The sequence below is a fragment of the Barnesiella sp. ET7 genome (assembly GCF_024733785.1).
Taxonomy (GTDB): Bacteria; Bacteroidota; Bacteroidia; order Bacteroidales; family Barnesiellaceae; genus Barnesiella; species Barnesiella merdigallinarum.
In genome coordinates this window covers 56,620-75,369 of record NZ_JANRHM010000016.1, presented here as the reverse complement: position 1 = coordinate 75,369, position 18,750 = coordinate 56,620, and the positions used below count along the sequence as shown (strand labels likewise).

Here is an 18,750-nt window from a genome sequence, read left to right as displayed (position 1 = left end):
CATTAGAAAGTGATGTTAATACCACAGGAATAGCTTCTCATAAAAGCATATTCTTTTCCAGAGTTGACACCGGTATTGTTGACCATATTATCTACAATATCGGGCGTCATGAATGGAGGAAGACTCGTTTTTTCCCATAAATTGAGTCCGCTGGCATATATCTTGACCTGCTCTAAGCGTAATTTGGAGAACCATTTCTTTGGAAGAGTATAGCTTATTGTTACATCTTTTAACCGGATGTATGCAGCATTCTGAAGATATTTGGTCTGTACCTGTTTGCTATGATTGAGAGAGGACGGACGTGGATAGTAGGCACTGGTATTTTCGTAACTCCACGTATTATCGATATGGTATTGGGTGATGTTTGAATTGTATATACCCCGTGAAAATCCCCAAAACAGGTCACTGTTGGTCCATAAGTCTCGTTTCCCTATTCCCTCGAACATGACTCTTACGTCGAAATTGTACCAACTGAATCCTCCCTGTAGATTGAAGTGGTATCGAGGGGTGGTATTCCCGATAATTTTTACGTCGCCGGGGTCAGAGAGAGTTACACTCCCTCTGTCTATTACCCCGTCGCCGTTAAGGTCTTTGTAGCGAATATCTCCAGGCTTCCAATTTGAGTAGATGAATTTCTGGACATAGTCCATTTCAGATGCTTCTACTTCGTTTGTGATGAATCCTTCGGTGACATAGCCCCATATTTCGCCTAACTTTTGACCTTTGTAGTACATGCCGCCTGCGATAGATCCCGTAGGATTATCATATTTGGTAATCTCTGCTTGATAGTCGGAAAGGCCTACCGATACATAATATCCGAATGGGCTTCCAAGCAGGTCATTGATATGGTCTCTCCAACTTATCTCTAGTTCCCAACCCGTTGTACGCATATCGGCGATATTCTCTTTTCCACCACTGGCGCCTAATACGGCAGGGTATGTTTTGGATCGTACCATACCGTTGACATCGCGTATATAGAAGTCGAAAGAACCACTCAATCGATTATTCAGCAAATTCCAATCGAGACCTATATTTTTAGAAATTACTTTTTCCCATGTGATGTTGGTGCTTGCTAGTGTGGGTTGATTGAGCCCTGTAATGATAGATCCGTTTATTACGTAATTTTGTAATGAGGAACTTAAGTAGCTGTAGTGTTGGTAGTAGCCATCGGTTACCTGGTTGCCTAAAGACCCGATTGAAGCCCTTATTTTAAGGTTGTCCAACCAATCTGCTGCTTCCATGAATTTTTCTTCAGAGATTCTCCATCCAATTGAGGCCGAAGGAAAGAATCCCCATTTATGACCAACAGCATATTTGGAAGAGCCATCATAGCGGCCATTCAGTTCGAGCAGATAACGCGATTGATAATCGTAGTTTGCCCGAAAAAAGAGACCTTGTACAGCCCAACTTTTTTTGGTTTCGGTTGTCGATTTGAATGTTTCGGCCATACCGGCAATAGGTAGTTCGTTGTCGAAGAGATCGGAGACTATAACTTGATTGGTCTCATAGCTTTTTTTCTCTTGATTGTATCCTACCATTATTTGAAAGTTATGATTTTGGGCAAACGATTTTTGATACTCAGCCCAGATATTGAATACGGAATATATTTCGTGTTCTTGGTTATTGGTAACGCCATTAGGGGTGATATTTTCTTCTTGTATGGCACCTCCTTCACGGTCGGGCATGGTTTGGTAAATGGTTTTTTTGTGAGCCTTTTGAGTATTGTAGTATTGGTTTTGAGTGAAATCTCCCTTTATAGAGAGTCCTTTAATAGGCTTTAAAGTAAATTGGGCGCCATACCAAAAGTCTTGAGTCTTATTGGTTTTCCTTCCCGATTCGGCCATAGTGCCAATAACACTGTTGACACCTTTTCTAATGGTTATGCCGGCATAATCACCATTCGGGAGGAATATAGGAACAGTAGGAAACATGCGATAAACTTCGTAATACCAAGTTTCGGATGAACTCCCTTCTTTATAGGGTTCGTCACTTCTCATGTCGTTGTATTTGAAATTTACGCCAAAATCGAGCCATTTGGTTATGGCTGTATTGTAGTTGAATGTCGCATTTAAACGAGAGTACGAGTCGTTTCCATAGCGGAAGATTCCGGTTTGATCTTTATATCCGAGAGATGCGTAGTAGTTGTTCCGTTCGTTCCCACCCGACAAACTTACATTGTGTTGTTGCATAAAGGCGGCTTGACGGTAAAATTCTTTCATCCAGTCGGTATTCGACACATATAGCCAACCTGGGTTGGAGGGTGTATTACGAGGGTCTTGAATCCCTTCGGTATCAACCATTACGCCGGGATTGTTAGCAGGATCGGCGATATGGGCATCGAGTAATTCTAAGAAACGGTCGCTGAAGTAATAGTCTCCCGGAGTCTCATAGTCCATCATTTGATTGACGGCTCGGCACCAAATATCGGCGCGAGGCATATCGGGTAGTCGGGCCGGGGTATTCCAAGAGAAATTGTTGTTGTAGTTGATTCGTATTTTCTTATTGTTGTCACCTCTTTTGGTTGTAATAAGTATTACACCAAAAGCACCTCTTGGACCATATACGGCGGCCGTAGAGGCATCTTTGAGTACCGAAATGTTATCGATGTCCTGAGGATTGATAAGGGACAAATCGGATATTTCGACTCCATCGACTAAAATGAGAGCACTACCACCATTCAGAGAGGTATTTCCTCGGATGTTGTAACTGGCAGCTTGGTTGGGTTGTCCACTATTGAATGTAATATTGAGATTAGGAATTACACCTTGCAGACCTTGGGCTACATTTGCAATAGGGCGATCATTTAGAATATCACCAGATACAGAAGCGACAGCTCCTGTTAGATTCAGCTTTTTTTGTGTGCCATATCCTACTACTACAACCTCATTTAGAGACGAAGATATTTCTTTTAAAGTAATGTGTATAGAGTTGTTTGACGGGGAGACCTTTTGTGATTGAGTTTCAAACCCTACATAAGAGATGGTTAATTCGGCTTCTTTGTCCGAATCTATTTCAAGATGGAAATTTCCATCGATATCGGAGATGGTACGCTCTTTCCCATTGGCTATAAAGATATTGACCCCAGGTAGAGGGTCGCTGTTTTCATCGACAATACGACCTGAAACAATGTATCTGTTCGGCTCTGTTTCTATAGGGGTACTTTGAGCTGTCGTTCGGCTCTTTTTAGCTACAATGATTTGTCTCCCTTTTATAGTATAGGTGAGATTTTGTTGGGGTAATATCTTATCCAGAACTTTTACGACAGGTTCATTCGTGACTTTGACATTGATGCGGACATTGGGGTCGATGATACTTTTGTTGAAAAAGAAGATATATCCACTTTCTTTTTCAAGGGCATGAAAAAATGTAACTAACGAGACATTCGATAGGTTTAATGTTACCCCCTTTTTAGATTCATTGGCAACGGAGAGGAAAGGTAAACTTATAAAAAAGCAAAATAATAATGTTTTCTTTAAAATAAGTGTTAACTGATTGCCGGTCGTTTTTAACCGCAAATTTAATTTCATATCTTTGGATAATTAAAATTAGTGAATAACAAAACGGTTTTTTTACTAATTGTTAACCGGATAGTATCTAGCCCATATTATCCGGCTTTTTATGTGTTTTTGCTGTATTATTCGTTGTTCATAGGCATTAGTAGATTGTTGTGTTTATATTAGTGTCGGATATTAGGGCTTGGGATATACTATTATTTTTTCTCCTTCTCGTCGATAGGCGAGAGGCACTGTATAAGCAATTGCTTCCAATACGTCGTCAATCGAAAGGTTCAAATCCATATTTCCATAGCAGGTATCGTTATTTAGCGAGGTAATACCTTCGATAGGTATATTGTAATAGCGCGAGAGTGATTTGAGTATGTCGTGTAACTTCATATCATTGAAGTTGATGATATCGTCTTTCCAACAGATGTAAGGTGTTACATCGACATTCCTTACATTTGTTTGTCCGCATTCATAAGCTAGTCTCTGATTGGGTGAGAGTTTGGTACGGCTTTCGCCGGTTGTAACTTCTACACTCCCTTTTACAAGGGTAACTGACGATTGTGTATCGATATGATAGTCCGAAACATTAAACTTCGTACCTAAAACTTTTACTTCGATGCGATTGGTTTTTACGATGAACGGGTGATTTACGTCTCTTCGCACATCGAGGTAGATTTCACCATCGACATATAAGTGCCGATTCTCTTCGAAATCGGATTTATATATAACTCTAGAACCCGAATTGATCCATAAGGCCGAGCCATCGGGTAGCGTCATGTGTGAGCGTTTTCCGTAGGGTACTATTATTTGGCTGTTAGTCGTTTTGGATTTTGCATTTATGTTGGCAACTTGTACATCATCGACCATGATTACTCCACCTTTTTCAATTGATATACTTGCCATTGTTTTGTCGACATTGATAGATTGATTGTCGTCAATGATAATTTGAATGTTATTTCCCATTTCTACCGAATCGGAGAGAAGGGCTAGGCAAGCATCGGGAGTTTGTACAAAGTACTCTTTTGATAAGAACCAAACACTTGTAGAGAGTATGAGCCCTATTGCTATACTGGCTGCAATTCCCCATTTCTTGAAACTACGAGATCTTTTGCGCTTTTTCCCGGCTCGTTTGTAGATATTGTTGAGTAGATCGTTTTTGTAAGAATTTATGAAAATGTTCTTATCGGGAGTTATTGAGATACTACGTATCATGGAAATAGCCAAATCTATTTTTCTCTCTTCTCCCGGATATTTTTTCTTGTAAGCTTCTAAATCAAAATCGGATTTTTGAGGACCATACTTTGCCCACAGAAAAAGTTCATCGTCGAGAATGAATTTCTCTATATCTGTAAATGTATGGTCCTTGTTCATCTTTTTATGTTTTCTCGCTTTAGAGAGGTCCTTTCATATAGAAGACAAAGCAAGGGGCTATTTTATACTCACAGGGATGCTAATTTTTTGTGGAGGATTCAAGTTATATTAGGATAATAATGGATACTTTAGTAGAGCTTTCCCGTAATTTTTGCAGACTGCGAGAAATAAGATTCCGAGCCGATTGAGTGTTTATGTCCATGATTTGAGCTATTTCATCGATTGTCATATCATGGATGAATCGCAGGTAAATAATCTCTTTTTGCCTTTCGGTCAAAGAGTCCATTATGTTCTTTACTTCATCGGTTAGAGCATATTTATCTTGAGAAAATAGTTTTTCTTCTATGGTATAAGAAAGTGTAAACTCCAGATTTTCGATATTGAGTTCGGTACTTCTAGCGTTACGTATCAGTTGATTGTAAATTGTGTTTTTCAGAGCCCTAAATAGAAAAGGTTTAAGTCGGGAGGTGTCGTTGAGGGTAAAACTCTTCTGGTAAAGTTTCAGAAACAGGTCTTGAATAGCATCTTCAACGACTTCTTGGTTTCGACTCAAGCGCCAACCATAGTGCATTAAATCATCAAACAGAGCATTGTATAAGGGAGAAAATGCGTCGTCATCTCCACATAAGAATTGTAGATAGAGTTGTTGAATATGTTTTTCTTTGGTTAACATTATGGCAAATTAGATTTTGGTCAAAAGAGCTCAGTGTGAATGAATCCTGTCGAAATACGGCGGAAATTTACAAATATATTTAAGTTTACCAAAATTATATTCCAATTTTTATGGTTAATATATCTATTCTCTGATATATACAAAAAAAAAGTCGCCCCGGGTGAGAGGCGACTTTTGCGGTGTATGAAGGTCTGTTTTTATCGGGTTCGTCGTACCGAGCGGACAGGAGCCGATGAGGTCTTTTGCTGCTTGGGTTGCTTTTGCTTTTTGGCTTTGGCCTCTTTCTGTTTCTTGGCTCGGGAGGAGCGCGAGGTACTTTTTGCCTTCTCCTGTTTGTCGGTGGTTACCTCCTCGCCGTTGGCCTGAGCCTCTTTGGCCTCCTGAGCTTCGCGGGCTTTGGCCAGCTCCTCGGGGGTAGGTACCCACAGGTTTTTGTTGAAATTCTTCAGCTGGGTCTCGATGCTGTCTTGAGCCTGTTTGAGCGTCGAGTCGTTGGGGTACATCTGCATGAGCGACTGGTTGCGCAGGTTCTGCGTCTTGTAGATTTCGCCGTCGTACATGCGCATCTGGAAGTAGTCGTCGTAGTTATACTGCGCGATGTTGTTCTCGTTGCTGGCCAGGATATACTGGCGGGCGATGTAGGGGCGGATATCGTTGTACTTGACCCAGAACATGGGGTATTTCACCGGCTCGCCGCCGAAGTCGCCGGTGCGGTGCAGCACGGGGCAGAGGGCCTCGATCGAGGGTTTCAGCTGCGAGGTGCGGCGGTCGAATTTCCACTTCTCCAGAATGTAGTACGAGAGTACCTCGTTGGCGGGGATGTCGCTCTCTTCGAGGGTGAACCGGGGGTTCTTCTCGGAGTAGCCCTTGGCCTCGGCATAGAGTATGTGGAAGCGGTCGAACATCTCGCGCACCTTGATGCGGTATTCGTCGGTGAAGATTTCGCGCCCGTCGAGGTATTCGTATGCGGCTATCTGGTTGTTGGCCAGCAGCTTCATGATGATTCGGAAGAGGTTCTCCTGATCGGCGGTCGACTCTTCGGGGTAGTAGAGCGGCAGATTCTTCTCTTTGGTGAGGTCGATTTGACGATAGATGACCCGCATCCAGGGGATGTCGGCGTCCGAGGCATCCTGGGTGTCGTAGAGCGACTGGGCCCGCACGCTCAACTGGGTGTCGGGCTTTTTGCTGTCGTTGGAGTCGCTTTTCTTGATTACTTGCGCTTGACCTCCCACCACCGAGAGCAGCAGGCCGAGGGTGAGGCAGCTTTTTATCAGGATATTCATGTTTATCGAATTGTATGTCATGTTATTAGCCTTAGTTTACAATTACTTCGATAGGCGAGAGGTCGCGCTCTATGCCGTCGGGACCCACGGCCCGAACTCTCGAGATGTAGAACCGCTTGCCCCGCGAGAGCCGGCGGAAGGAGTCTTTCTGCCGTTGCGAGAAGTTGGCTCCGTCGGAGACTTCGGGAATAGCATTACCCATGGAGTCGAAGAAGACCGTTTCGAATCGCAATACGCGGTACGACACGTTCAGCAGGTCGTCGTCGATGGCCGCCTGTATGCCGGGGGCTGCGAGCAGCCGGGTCTTGGGGAAGGGTTTCCCGCCTTTGTATTTCTGTTCATAGCCGTTTTCGTCCTTGTAGGCGATGTAGGGCATGGGGTCGGGCAGTTGCCGCACGCGGAACTGGGTGTTGGCTACCGTCTGCGAACGGCCGTCCATGGTGGCCGTTACGGTGATGACAGCGTTTTGTCCTACCTTGGAGGGTTTGGCAATCCAGTTGTCGCCTTGCCGGGTGAGGGTTCCGTTGGTCATCGTGGCCTGGATGGCGTGGTTGGGGATGCCGGGAACCGATATGCTGATGGGGTTGCCGATACCGGCGTAGAGTACGTTCATCAAGGTGGCCGAGATGGTGGCGCTGGGTTCTACTACGGTGTAGGACGAGGAGAACTCGTGGCGCGTCATGGAGCCGTCGCCCCGCGGAACTTCGAGGTATCCCTTGAAGTCGAATATGCCGGTGCTGCCGCAATAGGTCTCGTAGAGGCCGCGGTTCTCGTCGGGCAGGCGTTTGCCGTTGATGTAGATGGCCGGCCGCTGGGTGGTATCGATGGCGGCCAGCACGATGTTGGCGCTGTATTTGCCGCCCCGCATGATGTTTTTGGAGTTGGGGATGACAAAGGCGTTGAGCTGGTTCACGCGCACGTCGCCCTCGTCGATGTTGTTGATGAGGGTGTGCAGGGCCTCGCTCTCGGCGTAGCGCACGTCGCTCTGTATTTTGGTGAGGATGGTGACGGCGGCGATGACGGGCATGTTTTCAAACATGGTCGTCTCCCACAGAGAGGGGTTGTGTACCACTCGTCTGTTGCCCGAGTGAATCGAGGTCGAGAGGTAGTTTTCGATGGTGGCCCGTTTCACCGAGTCGGTCATGAAGCCGCTGATGAGGGTACGGTAGTCGTCGATCTTTTTTCTCAGTTTCGCACCTTGCCGTTGGGCGGGCGAGAGCATGATGTATGAGGCGGCCTCGAGGTCGTCCTGGCGTTCGATATTGTTCACGTCGCCGTCTTTACCGTCGGCTTTCTTGACGATGAGGGTCTTGAGCGAGTCGATGTAGTTGTACAGCTCTGAGGTTTGTCTTTTGACATCCAGCGATTTTTTGTACCACTGGCCGCCCTTTTCGGGGTTCTGGCTGTTGAAGGCCGCCAGTTTCTGGTAGAGGGCGTCGTTTTGGAGCGAAGCATTCGAGGTAGATCTTTCCAATCCGTCTTCAACTTGCTTGAATCCGTTGAGCACATCGGACGACACGTTGAGGGCCAGCATGGCAGTGAGGACGATATACATGAGGTTTATCATCTTCTGCCGGGGTGAAAGTCTGTTGTTATTCGATGCCATGTCGTTACTTTTGTTCGGGGTCGTCTTTGGGTTTCTCGGTCGGGTCGGGGGTGGGTGCGGGTGCAGGTGCGCCTCCCATGGGCCGGTACATGTTGATGGTCATGGCGGTGATCATTTTCTCGTAGACCGAGTTGAGTTGTTGTATGTATTGGGTCATCTTTTCGGCCTCCTGGCAGTAGCGGGTACTGTCCGATGCCGAGCGTTCGTACATGTCGCGTATGTTGCGCAGGCCGGTGTTCACGCGGTCGATGTTGTCGATTTGCGAACTGATGCTCTTCAGCTGTATCTCGTAGATGGTGTTCAAGCCGTTGATGTTGCGGTTGAGGGTCTCCATGCCGGTGACGTAGCCTTGCGAGGTGTCCGAGATGCCCTCGGAGTTCTCGGTGATGTTGCGGTACGACTGCAACAGCGTGTTCGATACGGCCGTGAGGCTCTCGGTGGTCTGGCGCAACCGGTCCATCTGCTCGGCGATACCCGAGAGTTGGGTAAGGTATTGCTGGGTAGCGTCGGTGAGTTCGGCCATGCGCGAGAGCTGGTCGGCTGCGGCCGACATCTTCTGGATGCTGTCGGTGAGGCTTTGGGTATCGGCTTCGCTCAGGTTGAGACCTTCGGGGATACCTACGGCCCGACGGGCGTCTGCGGCCGATACTTCGGGTTGGCCGCCTCCGGCATATCCACCGCCGTTACCGCCATTACCACCATTGCCGCCTTTGCCGTTACCGCCGATGATGACGGTTCCGCCACCACCGCCCGAGAAATCGGGACGGTCTTCGGGGTTCTTGCTGTTCAGCACGGGGAATACCTCTTCCCAGTGATAGGTCTTGGGCGGGGTATCGAAGGCCGAGAGGATGAACATGAGCACCTCGGTACCCATACCGATCGACAGCAGCAAGCTGCCGCCGGGGAGGTGCAGAATCTTGAACAGGGCACCCCAGATAACGACGGCGGCGCCTAAACTGTATGCAAAATTGAAAAAGCGTTGTCCCTTGTCGCTCGAAAGGAACTTTTCAATGCGGTTTTTATATCTTTTGTATTTTCCCATGATTCCTGAACTGTTTTATATAGGTGGGGTTGAATTATCTACGTACTTTGGCGAACCCGATCTGGGAGCGTACGCAGCGGAAGCCGATGTAGGAGCGTTGCTCGTTCTGGTATTCCCACATGCGTATGTCGGAACGGATAAAGTTCGACACATCTTTCCACGAACCGCCCCGTACCACCTTGCGCTTCATGCGGTAGGGGTCCTCTTTGGCGGCGTTGTACTTGTATTCGGGGTTGAGGTCGCTGGTGTTTTGCGAGATGGCCTCGGTGTAGGCCGTCGAGGTCCATTCCGATACGTTACCGGCCATGTCGTAGAGGCCGAACTCGTTGGGCGAGTAGGAGCCTACGGGCGAGGTGATGAGGTTGCCGTCCTTCACGTAGTTACCGTCGTCGGGTTTGAAGTTGGCATAGAAGCACCCCTTTTCGGCCATCGGCAGGTTGCCGGCCCAGGGGTATTTGTTCTCGTTCTTTCCGGCACGGGCGGCATATTCCCACTCGGCCTCGGTGGGGAGGCGGTAGGGCTCTATCACGACGGAGTTGCGGCCGAGCGAGCCCTTGAGCAGGGCGGTGCGCCAGGCGCAGAAGGCGTTGGCCTGTTCCCACGACACACCCACCACGGGATAGTCGTTGTAGCCGGCGTGCGAGAAGTAGAGCCGCACGTAGGGTTCGTTGTAGGCATTCTCGAAATCGTTGACCCATACCGTGGTGTCGGGGTAGATGTTGATGATATAGGTGTTGAGGAAATCGAACTCGCTGCCCAGGGGACGGGTGATGGTCTCGCGGATGATGCGGCCGTCGTCGTCGATATAGGCGGTGTCTTTCGAAATCATCACCACTTCGTCGTAGTTGGGGGTGTGGTCGGTGTTGAGGTCGCGCAAGGCGGGGTCGAGGCGGTTTTTCCGCTTCGAAGCCTCGGTATAGTCATACACCTCGTACCGATAGTTCATTTGCGAGGCGTCGAGCTGTTTCTGACCCGTAATGGGGTTGATGCGGTAGACGCTCTCGATGGCGCGGGCCTCGTCTTCGGTGGGGTTGCGCCAGGGGATAGCCTTGTCCCAGTTGAGGCGGGGCTTGATGGGGTTTCCTTCGCGGTCCTCTTCGATTTTGAAGACCTCGTTACCGCCGTAGGCAGGGTCGGCCAGACGCTCGCGGATGATGGAGTCGCGCACCCAGAATACAAACTGTTTGTATTTCGAGTTGGTGATTTCGGTCTCGTCCATCCAGAAGGCGTCGATCGAGACCGATCGGGGTTCCTGCTGGGTGCCCCAAACCGTGTCCTTCTCGGCGGGTCCCATCTTATACGAACCGCGGGAGATGAGTACCATGCCGTAGGGGGTGGGCTCATTCCATGCCGTACCTCCGACTCCTGTCACTTCACCGCTGTGGCGCGACGAGGGGGAGCACGATGCGAGGAGAATGGCGAGTGTGATATACACGATTATCTTTTTCATAGGCTACAGCTACATTATGCGTATGCTTTTATGTTTGTTCTTGTTCTTGTCCGACAGGTCGAGTTTCAAACGGTATCCGAGAAAGACCTCGTGGCTCCCGCTGCTGGCTTTGACGATAGCCGATGCCGGGTAGTCGTAGGCATATCCCGCGATGAAGTTCTTATATTCGGCACCTATCATGAATATGTAGGCATCTTTCCAGCGGTAGGAGAGGCCACCCCAAAACAACTTGTTGTATTTCAAGCGGCACGACAATTCGTATTGTGTCACGTTGAGGTTGCTTTTCACCATCATGGAAGGCTGCACTTCATATAACGTGTTTTTAATGGGAATATTGCTTCCGGCGATAAAATAATAGGATCGGCCGATATAGGTTTCGTATTTGTCCTCAAAAGTGAGATGGGGCTCGTTGAGGTGCGACACCGACAAGCCGGCATAGAACCAGGGGTGCGAGTACCACACGCCGAACGACATGTCGAAGGTCATGCCTTGCAGCTCGGTGGTGGGTATTCCGTCGTCGGTCGCCTGGTGATAGTCGCTCGTGGGGATGCTCACCTGGGTTCCGTCGAACCGTTCGTCGAGCATGCCCAACTGCACGCCCAGGCTGAGGACGCCCGTCCACAACTTCAGTTTGAAGGCGTATTGCGCCCCTACAATCAGGTGGGAGTAGAGACCCTCGGTCTCGGAGGTGACGACCAGACCCACGCCGTGGTTCTGTTTCAGAAACTTGAAGGGCATGTCGCCGGTGACGAAGTAGGTCTGCGGTGCTCCCGGCATGCCTATCCACTGTTGCCGGGTCGAAGTGAGTATGTTCAGTTTGTCGGTGCTGCCGGCGGCTGCCGGGTTGTAATAGCCGGGGAGCGCCCAGTATTGGCTGAACTGCGTGTCGATCTGGGCCTTTGCAGGGGCAAAGACCAGACAGCACAAGGCAACGACAACGATTTTCGCAATCTTCATACTCTCTTTCCCGGACGCTTTTCGGTGGCGTTCGTCAAAATCCCGGTATTTATAATAACTGAAAACAGCCTTTAAAATTGTTTGACACAACCGATTTCGGGCGCGAAATTACGAAAAGTGAAAGTATATGCGTGCTTTTTCGTCTCGAAAAATGTGCTTACAACCGCTCTCGGGGCGTTGTCGTCGGTTGTCTGTGGAGCTCGTGACGGACTTGGCTGATAAAAATCTGGAGCCGGCTTGTTTTTCTACTTTCGACTTTCTCATCTTTGCAGAAGACAAGATGCGGTTCGGCATAGCCAAAAATGAAAACTTGGCTTTCTTTTTGCCTCTGCTCTCACCTTTCATTATCTTTGTTACACGAAGATAAGATGCGTCTCAGTATAAAAATCAAGCGAGCTTGTTTTTCTACTTTCGACTTTCATTATCTTTGTAGGGCAGAAGGTTATCGACTGCCATTGGGTATATGGAAGAGAATTTGAAGAAAAAGACGACAAAGGCGCTCGTGTGGAGTTCGGCCGACAAGTTGGGGCAACAGCTGTTCTATCTGGTGGCCGGTATCATCTTGGCGCGGCAGCTTTCGCCTACCGACTACGGAAAGGTGGGGGTGCTTACCATCTTTATCGCGCTCTCGGGCATCTTGATCGATAGCGGTTTCTCTTCGGCACTTATCCGCAAGAAGGAGGCGACGCAGGCCGATTACAGCACGGTGTTCTATCTCAATATCGCCATCAGTTGCCTGCTCTACGGGTTGCTCTACGCGGCAGCTCCATGGATTGCCGACTTCTTCAACGAGCCCGACCTTACAGCCATCTGCCGGGTGCTCTTTCTGGTTATCCCCATGAATGCGCTCTCGCTCATTCAGCAGACGCTGCTTTTCAAGCACTTCAAGCTCTCGGTGAATGCGCGGGTCAACCTGTGGGCACTGGGGCTGGCCTCGATTGCGGCGGTAGTGATGGCCTACTGCGGCATGGGAGTATGGGCACTGGTTACCCAGACGCTGGGGTTGGCTGCACTGCGGGCCCTCTTTTTCTGGCTCTTTAACGACTGGCGGCCGCAGTGGGTCTTCCGCATGGAGTCGTTGCGCGAGTTTTTCGGCTACAGTTCCAACCTGGTGGTCTCGGGTATCATCAACAACGTGTTCAACAAAATCTATCCCATCATCATCGGTAAGTTCTACGGCATGACACAGACGGGCTATTATACCCAGGCCGACAAATATCAGGATATAGCCTCGTCGCTCATCAGCAACATATTCCGCTCGGTAGCCTTTCCGGTATTCTCGACCGTGCAGGACGACCTGCCGCGGCTCAACCGCATCTGCCGGAAGAATGTGCGGGCCATCGCCTTCTTCATTTTCCCCATCATGCTGCTCATGATTGTGGTATCCTACCCGTTTATCCTCCTGGTGCTCAAGGCTCAGTGGCTCCCTTCGGTGCCCTACTTCCGATTGTTGTGCCTCTCGGGTATCTGCTCGCCCTTTATCATTCTCTTTTACGATTTGTTCAATAGCTTGGGCTATTCGCGACTCAATCTCTTTATCGAGATTGGCAAGAAGTCTTATCTCTTTCTGGGTATCGCCCTGTTCTATTCGTCGGGAATTATGAGCCTTATCGTGTGGTGGGTCTCGTATTCGTTGCTGTCGCTGGTCACGGGCATATTTTTTGCCCGCAGGTTCATCGGCTATGGCTTTGGCGGATACCTCAAGGATATATCTCCTTATTTCCTGCTGGCATTAGGTTCGGCCATCGTTTCGGCTGGAGTCTACCTGTTGTTGCCGGGCGACGTGTGGAGGTTGTGCATTGTGCCGTTGGTCTACGCTGTCGCCTACCTGGGCGGAGCCTATCTGCTGAAGCTGGAGATGTGGCAAGAGAGCATGTCGATGTTGAAAGCCCGCTTGCAGAAAGGAGGTGAGGCATGACGTTACAGAATGGAGCTCAGTGCCCCCGGGTGCTCACGATTATCGTCTCGTACAACTTCGAGCCGTGGATAGAGCGTTGTCTGGGTAGCCTCGAGCAGTCGCACTATCCGACCGATGTAGTGGTGGTCGATAATGCTTCGACCGACCGCACGGTAGAGATTCTCGCTGAGAAATATCGATGGGTTCGTCTGTTGAGGAGTCAAAGAAACTTGGGCTTCGGACAGGCCAACAACTTGGGCATGAAGATAGCTATTGACGAAAATTACGACTATGTATTTCTGCTCAATCAGGATGCCTGGATTGAGCCCGACACCATAGGTTCATGGGTGGAGTTGTCGCAGCAGAATCCCGAGTATGGCGTGATTTCGCCGGTTCATTTCAACGGACAGGGCAGTCGTCTCGACAGTTCATTTGCCCGATATATAGGAGGTAAATTACCCATTTCATCGAAAAAATCGGCTCTCGTCGAGGTGACGTTCATCAATGCGGCATTTTGGTTTATACCCGTAACGGTATTGCGGAAAGTGGGTGGCTTCTCGCCCCTCTTCTTCCATTATGGCGAGGATGTCGACTATATCCATCGGGTTCGTTACTATGGCTATCGGGTGGGGTATGCTCCGCAGACAAAAGGGTATCACGACCGGCAGGATCGGCCTACACCTCGTGCCATGCAGATGCGCCTTGACCGCATCTATTACCTCACAGTGGTTGCCGATGTAAACGGCTCTCTTTTCAGCCGTCTGTGGGGAGGTATCCTGGCTCCGTGGAAACCGGCCTTGCGGGCTCTCTTGCGAGGGCGCTGGAGCGAGGTCCTTTTCTATGTTGCGGCAAGCGGTCGACTATTGTGGCAGTACAGCTACATTACCGCCGTGAGGGAGAGCTGCAAGCGAGGTCTCCCGGTATTCCTGGAATCTATTCATTCGAAAATACGACCGATATGGAATTAGCTCCTGTCATATTGTTTGTCTACAACCGGCCCGAGCACACCCGTATCTGCCTGGAGCATCTGGAGCAGAACAAGCTGGCTGCCGAGAGCGAGCTCTATATCTTTGCCGACGGGGCCAAACCGGGCAGCGAGGAGGCCGTGGCAGCCGTGCGCCGGGTGGTGTCCCGGCCCTGGAAATTCCGCCGGGTGACGGTGGTGGAGCGTCCCGAAAATAGGGGGTTGGCCGCCAATGTCATCGACGGAGTCACGACTGTGCTGAAGCAGTACGACCGGGTGATTGTGCTGGAAGATGACCTGGTGGTGTCGCCCTGGTTCCTGCGCTTTATGAACGACGCCCTTGAGACCTATAAAGAGGAGGAGCAGGTGTGCCATGTGACTTGCCACATGCTCGACCACAAGGGCCGCTTGCCCGAGACCTTCCTCATCAAGTGGTGCAACAGTTGGGGGTGGGGTACCTGGCGTCGGGCCTGGCAATACTTCGAGCCCGACGGGGCCAAGCTGTTGCACGAAATCGAGTCGCGCGGGCTCTGCTGGCAGTTCGACCTCGACGGCGGCTTTCACTTCACCCAGATGTTGCGCGACCAGATTGCCGGGCGCAACAACTCGTGGTTCGTGCGGTGGTATGCCTCGCTCTTCCTGCGTGACAAACTCATGCTGGGCACCGAGCGGTCGTTGGTCGACAACGTGGGTTTCGACGGCAGCGGCACCCACTGCAACACCATGCAGCTCTGCACGCAGACCCTCGACCCCAATCCCATCGAGGTGGTGCCCATTTCACCAATCAAGGAGTGCCAGCTTGCCCGCAAGGTCTATTCGCGTACCTATCGTTACAACTATTCCTACCGGCACAAACTGCTGGTATTTATCGGCAACCTGTGGATTCGATTATTTAAAAAGAGGAGATGAACCGATGAGAGACTTAACCCGCCTGGCCAGCCGCATCGTCATGTTTTTCATGCAGTTTTACTACCGCCTGGCCCACCATTCGCGTGTATCGTACAAGGCTTATATCAACGGCCGTACCCGCCTCGAGGGCTACAACACCATACAGGACAACGTGCTGCTGGCCGGGGCCCGCATAGGCCGGGGTACCTACATTTGCCGCGGCAGCAACTTCACCGATGCCGAGGTGGGGCCCTTCTGCTCCATCGGGCGCAACGTGCGCATTGTCAACGGGCAGCACCCCACCCATACCTTTGTCTCTACCCACCCCGCCTTCTTCTCGCCCCACGGCCAGCCGGGCTTCTCGTTTGTGCGGGAGCAGCGGTTCGAGGAGAGCCGCTACTGCGACCCCGAGCGGGGCATCAGCATCGAGGTGGGGGCCGACGTGTGGATGGGCAACAACGTGACGCTCATGTCGGGTATACGCATCGGCACGGGTGCCGTCATTGCCACGGGAGCCGTGGTGGTCGACGATGTGCCGCCCTATACGATTGTAGGCGGGGTACCTGCCCGTGAGATACGCAAGCGGTTCGACGACCGGCAGATTGCCTATCTGCTCGCCTCGCGCTGGTGGGAGCGCCCCTTCGACCAGCTCCGCCAACAGGCCGACAGCTTTACTGATATAGAGTTATTTATGAAAAACAAGTTATGATGGAGAGTCCGCTTTTCTCGATTATCACGATTACCTTCCATGCGGAGGCTACATTGCCCGCCACGTTGCAGAGTGTCGAGTGCCAAACCTTTACCGATTATGAGTATCTGGTGGTCGACGGAGCCTCGACCGACGGCACGGTAGCCCTGGCCCGGGCCTCGCGGGCCGTCACCTCGGTGACGAGCGAACCCGACCGGGGACTTTACGACGCCATGAACAAGGGACTGCGCCGGGCTAAGGGCCGATACCTCATCTTTCTGAATGCCGGCGATGCCCTGCATGCCCCCGATACGTTGCAGAAAATAGCCCGTTCCATCGAAAAAAACGACCCCGACATCGTCTATGGCGAGACGGCTCTCGTCGATGCCCGGCGTCGTTTCGTGGCCATGCGTCGGTTGCAGGCCCCCGAGGTGCTGACGGTGAAGAGTTTCCGTATGGGTATGCTGGTGTGCCACCAGGCTTTCGTGGTGCGGCGGGCGATAGCTCCCGAGTATGATTTGCAATATCGCTATTCGGCCGATTACGACTGGTGTATCCGCTGCATGCTGGCGGCCCGCACGATTACCAACACGCACGAGACCCTCGTCGACTACCTCAACGAGGGGGTTACCACCGCCAACCGCAAGGCCTCGCTGCGTGAGCGATATGCGATTATGTGCCGTTACTACGGCACGCTACCCACCTTCGTGCGCCACCTGTGGTTTGCCGTGCGCTTTGCCGTGGCCCGATTGACAGGCCGTGAATAGTAATATACAGCTTATGGAACAGGCACCGGCCACACCGCTCCCGACCGCTCCATGCGGTTACAGATTCATCACCTCCTGTTCGAATCGCTCCTTGTCGCCGGCTGCCTTGTTGCGTATCTTGCTGCGGTAGTTGTATACCGTGGCCAGCGAGTAGCTCAGGAAGTGGGCGATGCGGTTGGCATCGGTTACCCCCAGGCGGATGAGGGCAAAGATGCGCAACTCGGTGTTGAGCAGTTCGCCCGGTTTGGGATAGATGCGCCCCTCCTCGACCAGCAGTTTGTTGAAGTCTTCGATGAAGTTGGGGAAGAGGTCGAGAAACGACTTGTCGAACTCGCGGTAGAAGGCCTCGCGCTCGCTGCGCAGGAACTGGTCGGAGCGTATGGTCTTGAAGAGTTCGTCGATTTTGGAGGTCATGGCCAGCTTCTCCAGCGAACGGCGGTATTGCTCCAGTTTCTCGAGGTAGCCCACGCAGCGGTCCAGATAGCGGGCTATGTACACCTCTTTGATTTTGCCGATTTGTGCCAGCGTGGCGTTCGAGTTTTTCAGTTCGCAGTTGGCCTCGTACAGGCTCTTCCGCATGGCCGAGAGCTTCTTCATCCAGTGGTACAGGTAGAAGACCGCCACAATCAGCAGCAGCGACAATACGCTTATGCCCATCAACATGCCGCGCACGACCGACTGCTCATGCTCGTCTTTCTCGCGATAGGCCCGGTCGATGATGGGGTAGAACTCGGTCACCTCCAGGAACCGCAGGCGGGCGTTGCAGCTCACGGCATCCTCCATCGAGCAGTTCAGGTAGCAGTAGGCCCGGTCTATGTCGCCCTGTTCATACATCAGCCAGGCCAGTTTCTGCAGCGAGGCATACTCGCGTACCACCCGCTCCAGGTCGCAAATGGCGGTCTGTGCCAGGTAGTAGATCTGTTTCTCCACGTCGCCCTTGGCCCGATAGGCATCGTACATGGTGTAGTTGAGATACGACAGGTACTGCATGTCGCGGACCGTGGCCAGTTGCTTGTCGAGCATCGGGATAGCCTCGTCGGGGTTGCCGTTCAGAGTCAGCCGCTCGGCCATCAGGATGGTGCGGTCGGTCTCGTTCAGGGGAAATTGGGCGATGGAGTCGCGATAGAGGTCGGTCTTCTCCAGATACTTCTGCTTCACCTGCGGGTCTACGATGTTGTCGGCCAGCCAGCCATAGCACGAGCGGCAAGCATAGTAGTATTTGAGGCGGGTCTCCTCGCCCAGGCGACCGGGGGTTATGGTCTCCAACTCGAGCAAGGCATCGTTGTACATGCCCATTACACTCATCACCTCGGCCCGGCATATCGTGTGTTCGGCCTTGCTGTCGGGGAATATGGGGTCTGGGTTTATCTCCTCCTTCAGATTGAGGTAGCGGGTAGCCGAGTCGGCTTGATAGTGAAGGTATTCATAGAAAAGCGAATTGCAGAATCTGTATTTCTCCGAGGGAGATGAGGCTTGGCGCAACTTTTGCTTCAGTTCGCCGATTTTGGCCTCCTTGCGGGACCGGTAGCTCTCCTTCTGTGCAATCACGGCATCCAATCGTTCCAGTACCTGTTGTGTCTCTGTATTCTCTGCACCGGCCACGGGGCAAAGAATCAGCATCCATAGAGCAAATACAACCTTACGCATAAACAGTTTTTAAT

At 51.0% G+C, this 18,750-nt stretch carries 14 protein-coding genes; 5 read left to right on the top strand and 9 right to left on the bottom strand.

Going from position 1 to position 18,750, the window contains the following annotated elements; translation table 11 throughout:
• Window positions 1-2: 2 nt before the first annotated feature.
• From NW211_RS10690 to NW211_RS10655, 8 genes are all read right to left on the bottom strand, one after another.
• Window positions 3-3,527, bottom strand: a complete 3,525-nt coding sequence (locus NW211_RS10690; RefSeq protein ID WP_258327831.1) for a TonB-dependent receptor — start codon at window positions 3,525-3,527, stop codon at window positions 3-5.
• A gap of 162 nt (window positions 3,528-3,689) precedes the next feature.
• Window positions 3,690-4,874 (bottom strand): FecR family protein, encoded by a 1,185-nt coding sequence (locus NW211_RS10685; protein ID WP_258327830.1) that lies wholly within the window; start codon window positions 4,872-4,874, stop codon window positions 3,690-3,692.
• A gap of 103 nt (window positions 4,875-4,977) precedes the next feature.
• Window positions 4,978-5,547, bottom strand: a complete 570-nt coding sequence (locus NW211_RS10680) for an RNA polymerase sigma factor (protein ID WP_258327829.1) — start codon at window positions 5,545-5,547, stop codon at window positions 4,978-4,980.
• A gap of 197 nt (window positions 5,548-5,744) precedes the next feature.
• Window positions 5,745-6,830, bottom strand: a complete 1,086-nt coding sequence (gene gldN / locus NW211_RS10675) for a gliding motility protein GldN (protein ID WP_241147793.1) — start codon at window positions 6,828-6,830, stop codon at window positions 5,745-5,747.
• A 31-nt stretch (window positions 6,831-6,861) separates the two neighbouring features.
• Window positions 6,862-8,436 (bottom strand): gliding motility protein GldM, encoded by a 1,575-nt coding sequence (gene gldM / locus NW211_RS10670; RefSeq protein WP_258327828.1) that lies wholly within the window; start codon window positions 8,434-8,436, stop codon window positions 6,862-6,864.
• A 4-nt stretch (window positions 8,437-8,440) separates the two neighbouring features.
• Window positions 8,441-9,478, bottom strand: coding sequence for a gliding motility protein GldL (gene gldL / locus NW211_RS10665; RefSeq protein ID WP_258327827.1), 1,038 nt, complete (start codon window positions 9,476-9,478; stop codon window positions 8,441-8,443).
• 34 nt (window positions 9,479-9,512) lie between these two features.
• Window positions 9,513-10,928, bottom strand: coding sequence for an SUMF1/EgtB/PvdO family nonheme iron enzyme (locus NW211_RS10660; protein ID WP_087407789.1), 1,416 nt, complete (start codon window positions 10,926-10,928; stop codon window positions 9,513-9,515).
• Between the two features lie 9 nt (window positions 10,929-10,937).
• Window positions 10,938-11,885: a type IX secretion system membrane protein PorP/SprF gene (locus NW211_RS10655; protein WP_087407788.1), complete on the bottom strand. Its 948-nt coding sequence runs from the start codon at window positions 11,883-11,885 to the stop codon at window positions 10,938-10,940.
• A 463-nt stretch (window positions 11,886-12,348) separates the two neighbouring features.
• Here NW211_RS10655 and NW211_RS10650 point away from each other — a divergent pair, with 463 nt between their 5' ends.
• The 5 genes from NW211_RS10650 to NW211_RS10630 are packed head-to-tail and all read left to right on the top strand — an operon-like array spanning window position 12,349 to window position 17,089.
• A complete protein-coding gene (locus NW211_RS10650) occupies window positions 12,349-13,803 on the top strand; it encodes a lipopolysaccharide biosynthesis protein (protein ID WP_087407786.1) in 1,455 nt (484 codons plus the stop codon).
• On the top strand, window positions 13,800-14,750 hold the full coding sequence (locus NW211_RS10645) for a glycosyltransferase family 2 protein (RefSeq protein WP_087407785.1): 951 nt from the start codon (window positions 13,800-13,802) through the stop codon (window positions 14,748-14,750). The genes NW211_RS10650 and NW211_RS10645 overlap by 4 nt, the downstream gene beginning before the upstream one ends.
• Window positions 14,741-15,655 carry a glycosyltransferase family 2 protein gene (locus NW211_RS10640; protein ID WP_258327826.1) on the top strand — a complete coding sequence of 305 codons (915 nt, stop codon included), beginning with the start codon at window positions 14,741-14,743 and terminating at the stop codon, window positions 15,653-15,655. Before NW211_RS10645 ends, NW211_RS10640 begins: the two co-directional genes overlap by 10 nt.
• Window positions 15,656-15,659: 4 nt before the next feature.
• Window positions 15,660-16,343, top strand: coding sequence for a CatB-related O-acetyltransferase (locus NW211_RS10635; protein ID WP_258327825.1), 684 nt, complete (start codon window positions 15,660-15,662; stop codon window positions 16,341-16,343).
• The gene (locus tag NW211_RS10630; protein WP_258327824.1) at window positions 16,340-17,089 is read left to right on the top strand and encodes a glycosyltransferase family 2 protein; all 750 of its coding nucleotides are present in this window, start codon (window positions 16,340-16,342) and stop codon (window positions 17,087-17,089) included. The genes NW211_RS10635 and NW211_RS10630 overlap by 4 nt, the downstream gene beginning before the upstream one ends.
• Before the next feature lie 57 nt (window positions 17,090-17,146).
• On the opposite strand, the gene NW211_RS10625 is transcribed toward NW211_RS10630, so the two are convergent.
• Window positions 17,147-18,736, bottom strand: a complete 1,590-nt coding sequence (locus NW211_RS10625; RefSeq protein WP_258327823.1) for a DUF6377 domain-containing protein — start codon at window positions 18,734-18,736, stop codon at window positions 17,147-17,149.
• Window positions 18,737-18,750: the final 14 nt, after the last annotated feature.

What these genes read in the sequence shown, in the direction of transcription:
- NW211_RS10690 (WP_258327831.1), bottom strand. Translation starts at nt 3,527, where the DNA reads ATGAAATTAAATTTGCGGTTAAAAACGACCGGCAATCAGTTAACACTT.
- NW211_RS10685 (WP_258327830.1), bottom strand. Translation starts at nt 4,874, where the DNA reads ATGAACAAGGACCATACATTTACAGATATAGAGAAATTCATTCTCGAC.
- NW211_RS10680 (WP_258327829.1), bottom strand. Translation starts at nt 5,547, where the DNA reads ATGTTAACCAAAGAAAAACATATTCAACAACTCTATCTACAATTCTTA.
- gldN (WP_241147793.1), bottom strand. Translation starts at nt 6,830, where the DNA reads ATGAATATCCTGATAAAAAGCTGCCTCACCCTCGGCCTGCTGCTCTCG.
- gldM (WP_258327828.1), bottom strand. Translation starts at nt 8,436, where the DNA reads ATGGCATCGAATAACAACAGACTTTCACCCCGGCAGAAGATGATAAAC.
- gldL (WP_258327827.1), bottom strand. Translation starts at nt 9,478, where the DNA reads ATGGGAAAATACAAAAGATATAAAAACCGCATTGAAAAGTTCCTTTCG.
- NW211_RS10660 (WP_087407789.1), bottom strand. Translation starts at nt 10,928, where the DNA reads ATGAAAAAGATAATCGTGTATATCACACTCGCCATTCTCCTCGCATCG.
- NW211_RS10655 (WP_087407788.1), bottom strand. Translation starts at nt 11,885, where the DNA reads ATGAAGATTGCGAAAATCGTTGTCGTTGCCTTGTGCTGTCTGGTCTTT.
- NW211_RS10650 (WP_087407786.1), top strand. Translation starts at nt 12,349, where the DNA reads ATGGAAGAGAATTTGAAGAAAAAGACGACAAAGGCGCTCGTGTGGAGT.
- NW211_RS10645 (WP_087407785.1), top strand. Translation starts at nt 13,800, where the DNA reads ATGACGTTACAGAATGGAGCTCAGTGCCCCCGGGTGCTCACGATTATC.
- NW211_RS10640 (WP_258327826.1), top strand. Translation starts at nt 14,741, where the DNA reads ATGGAATTAGCTCCTGTCATATTGTTTGTCTACAACCGGCCCGAGCAC.
- NW211_RS10635 (WP_258327825.1), top strand. Translation starts at nt 15,660, where the DNA reads ATGAGAGACTTAACCCGCCTGGCCAGCCGCATCGTCATGTTTTTCATG.
- NW211_RS10630 (WP_258327824.1), top strand. Translation starts at nt 16,340, where the DNA reads ATGATGGAGAGTCCGCTTTTCTCGATTATCACGATTACCTTCCATGCG.
- NW211_RS10625 (WP_258327823.1), bottom strand. Translation starts at nt 18,736, where the DNA reads ATGCGTAAGGTTGTATTTGCTCTATGGATGCTGATTCTTTGCCCCGTG.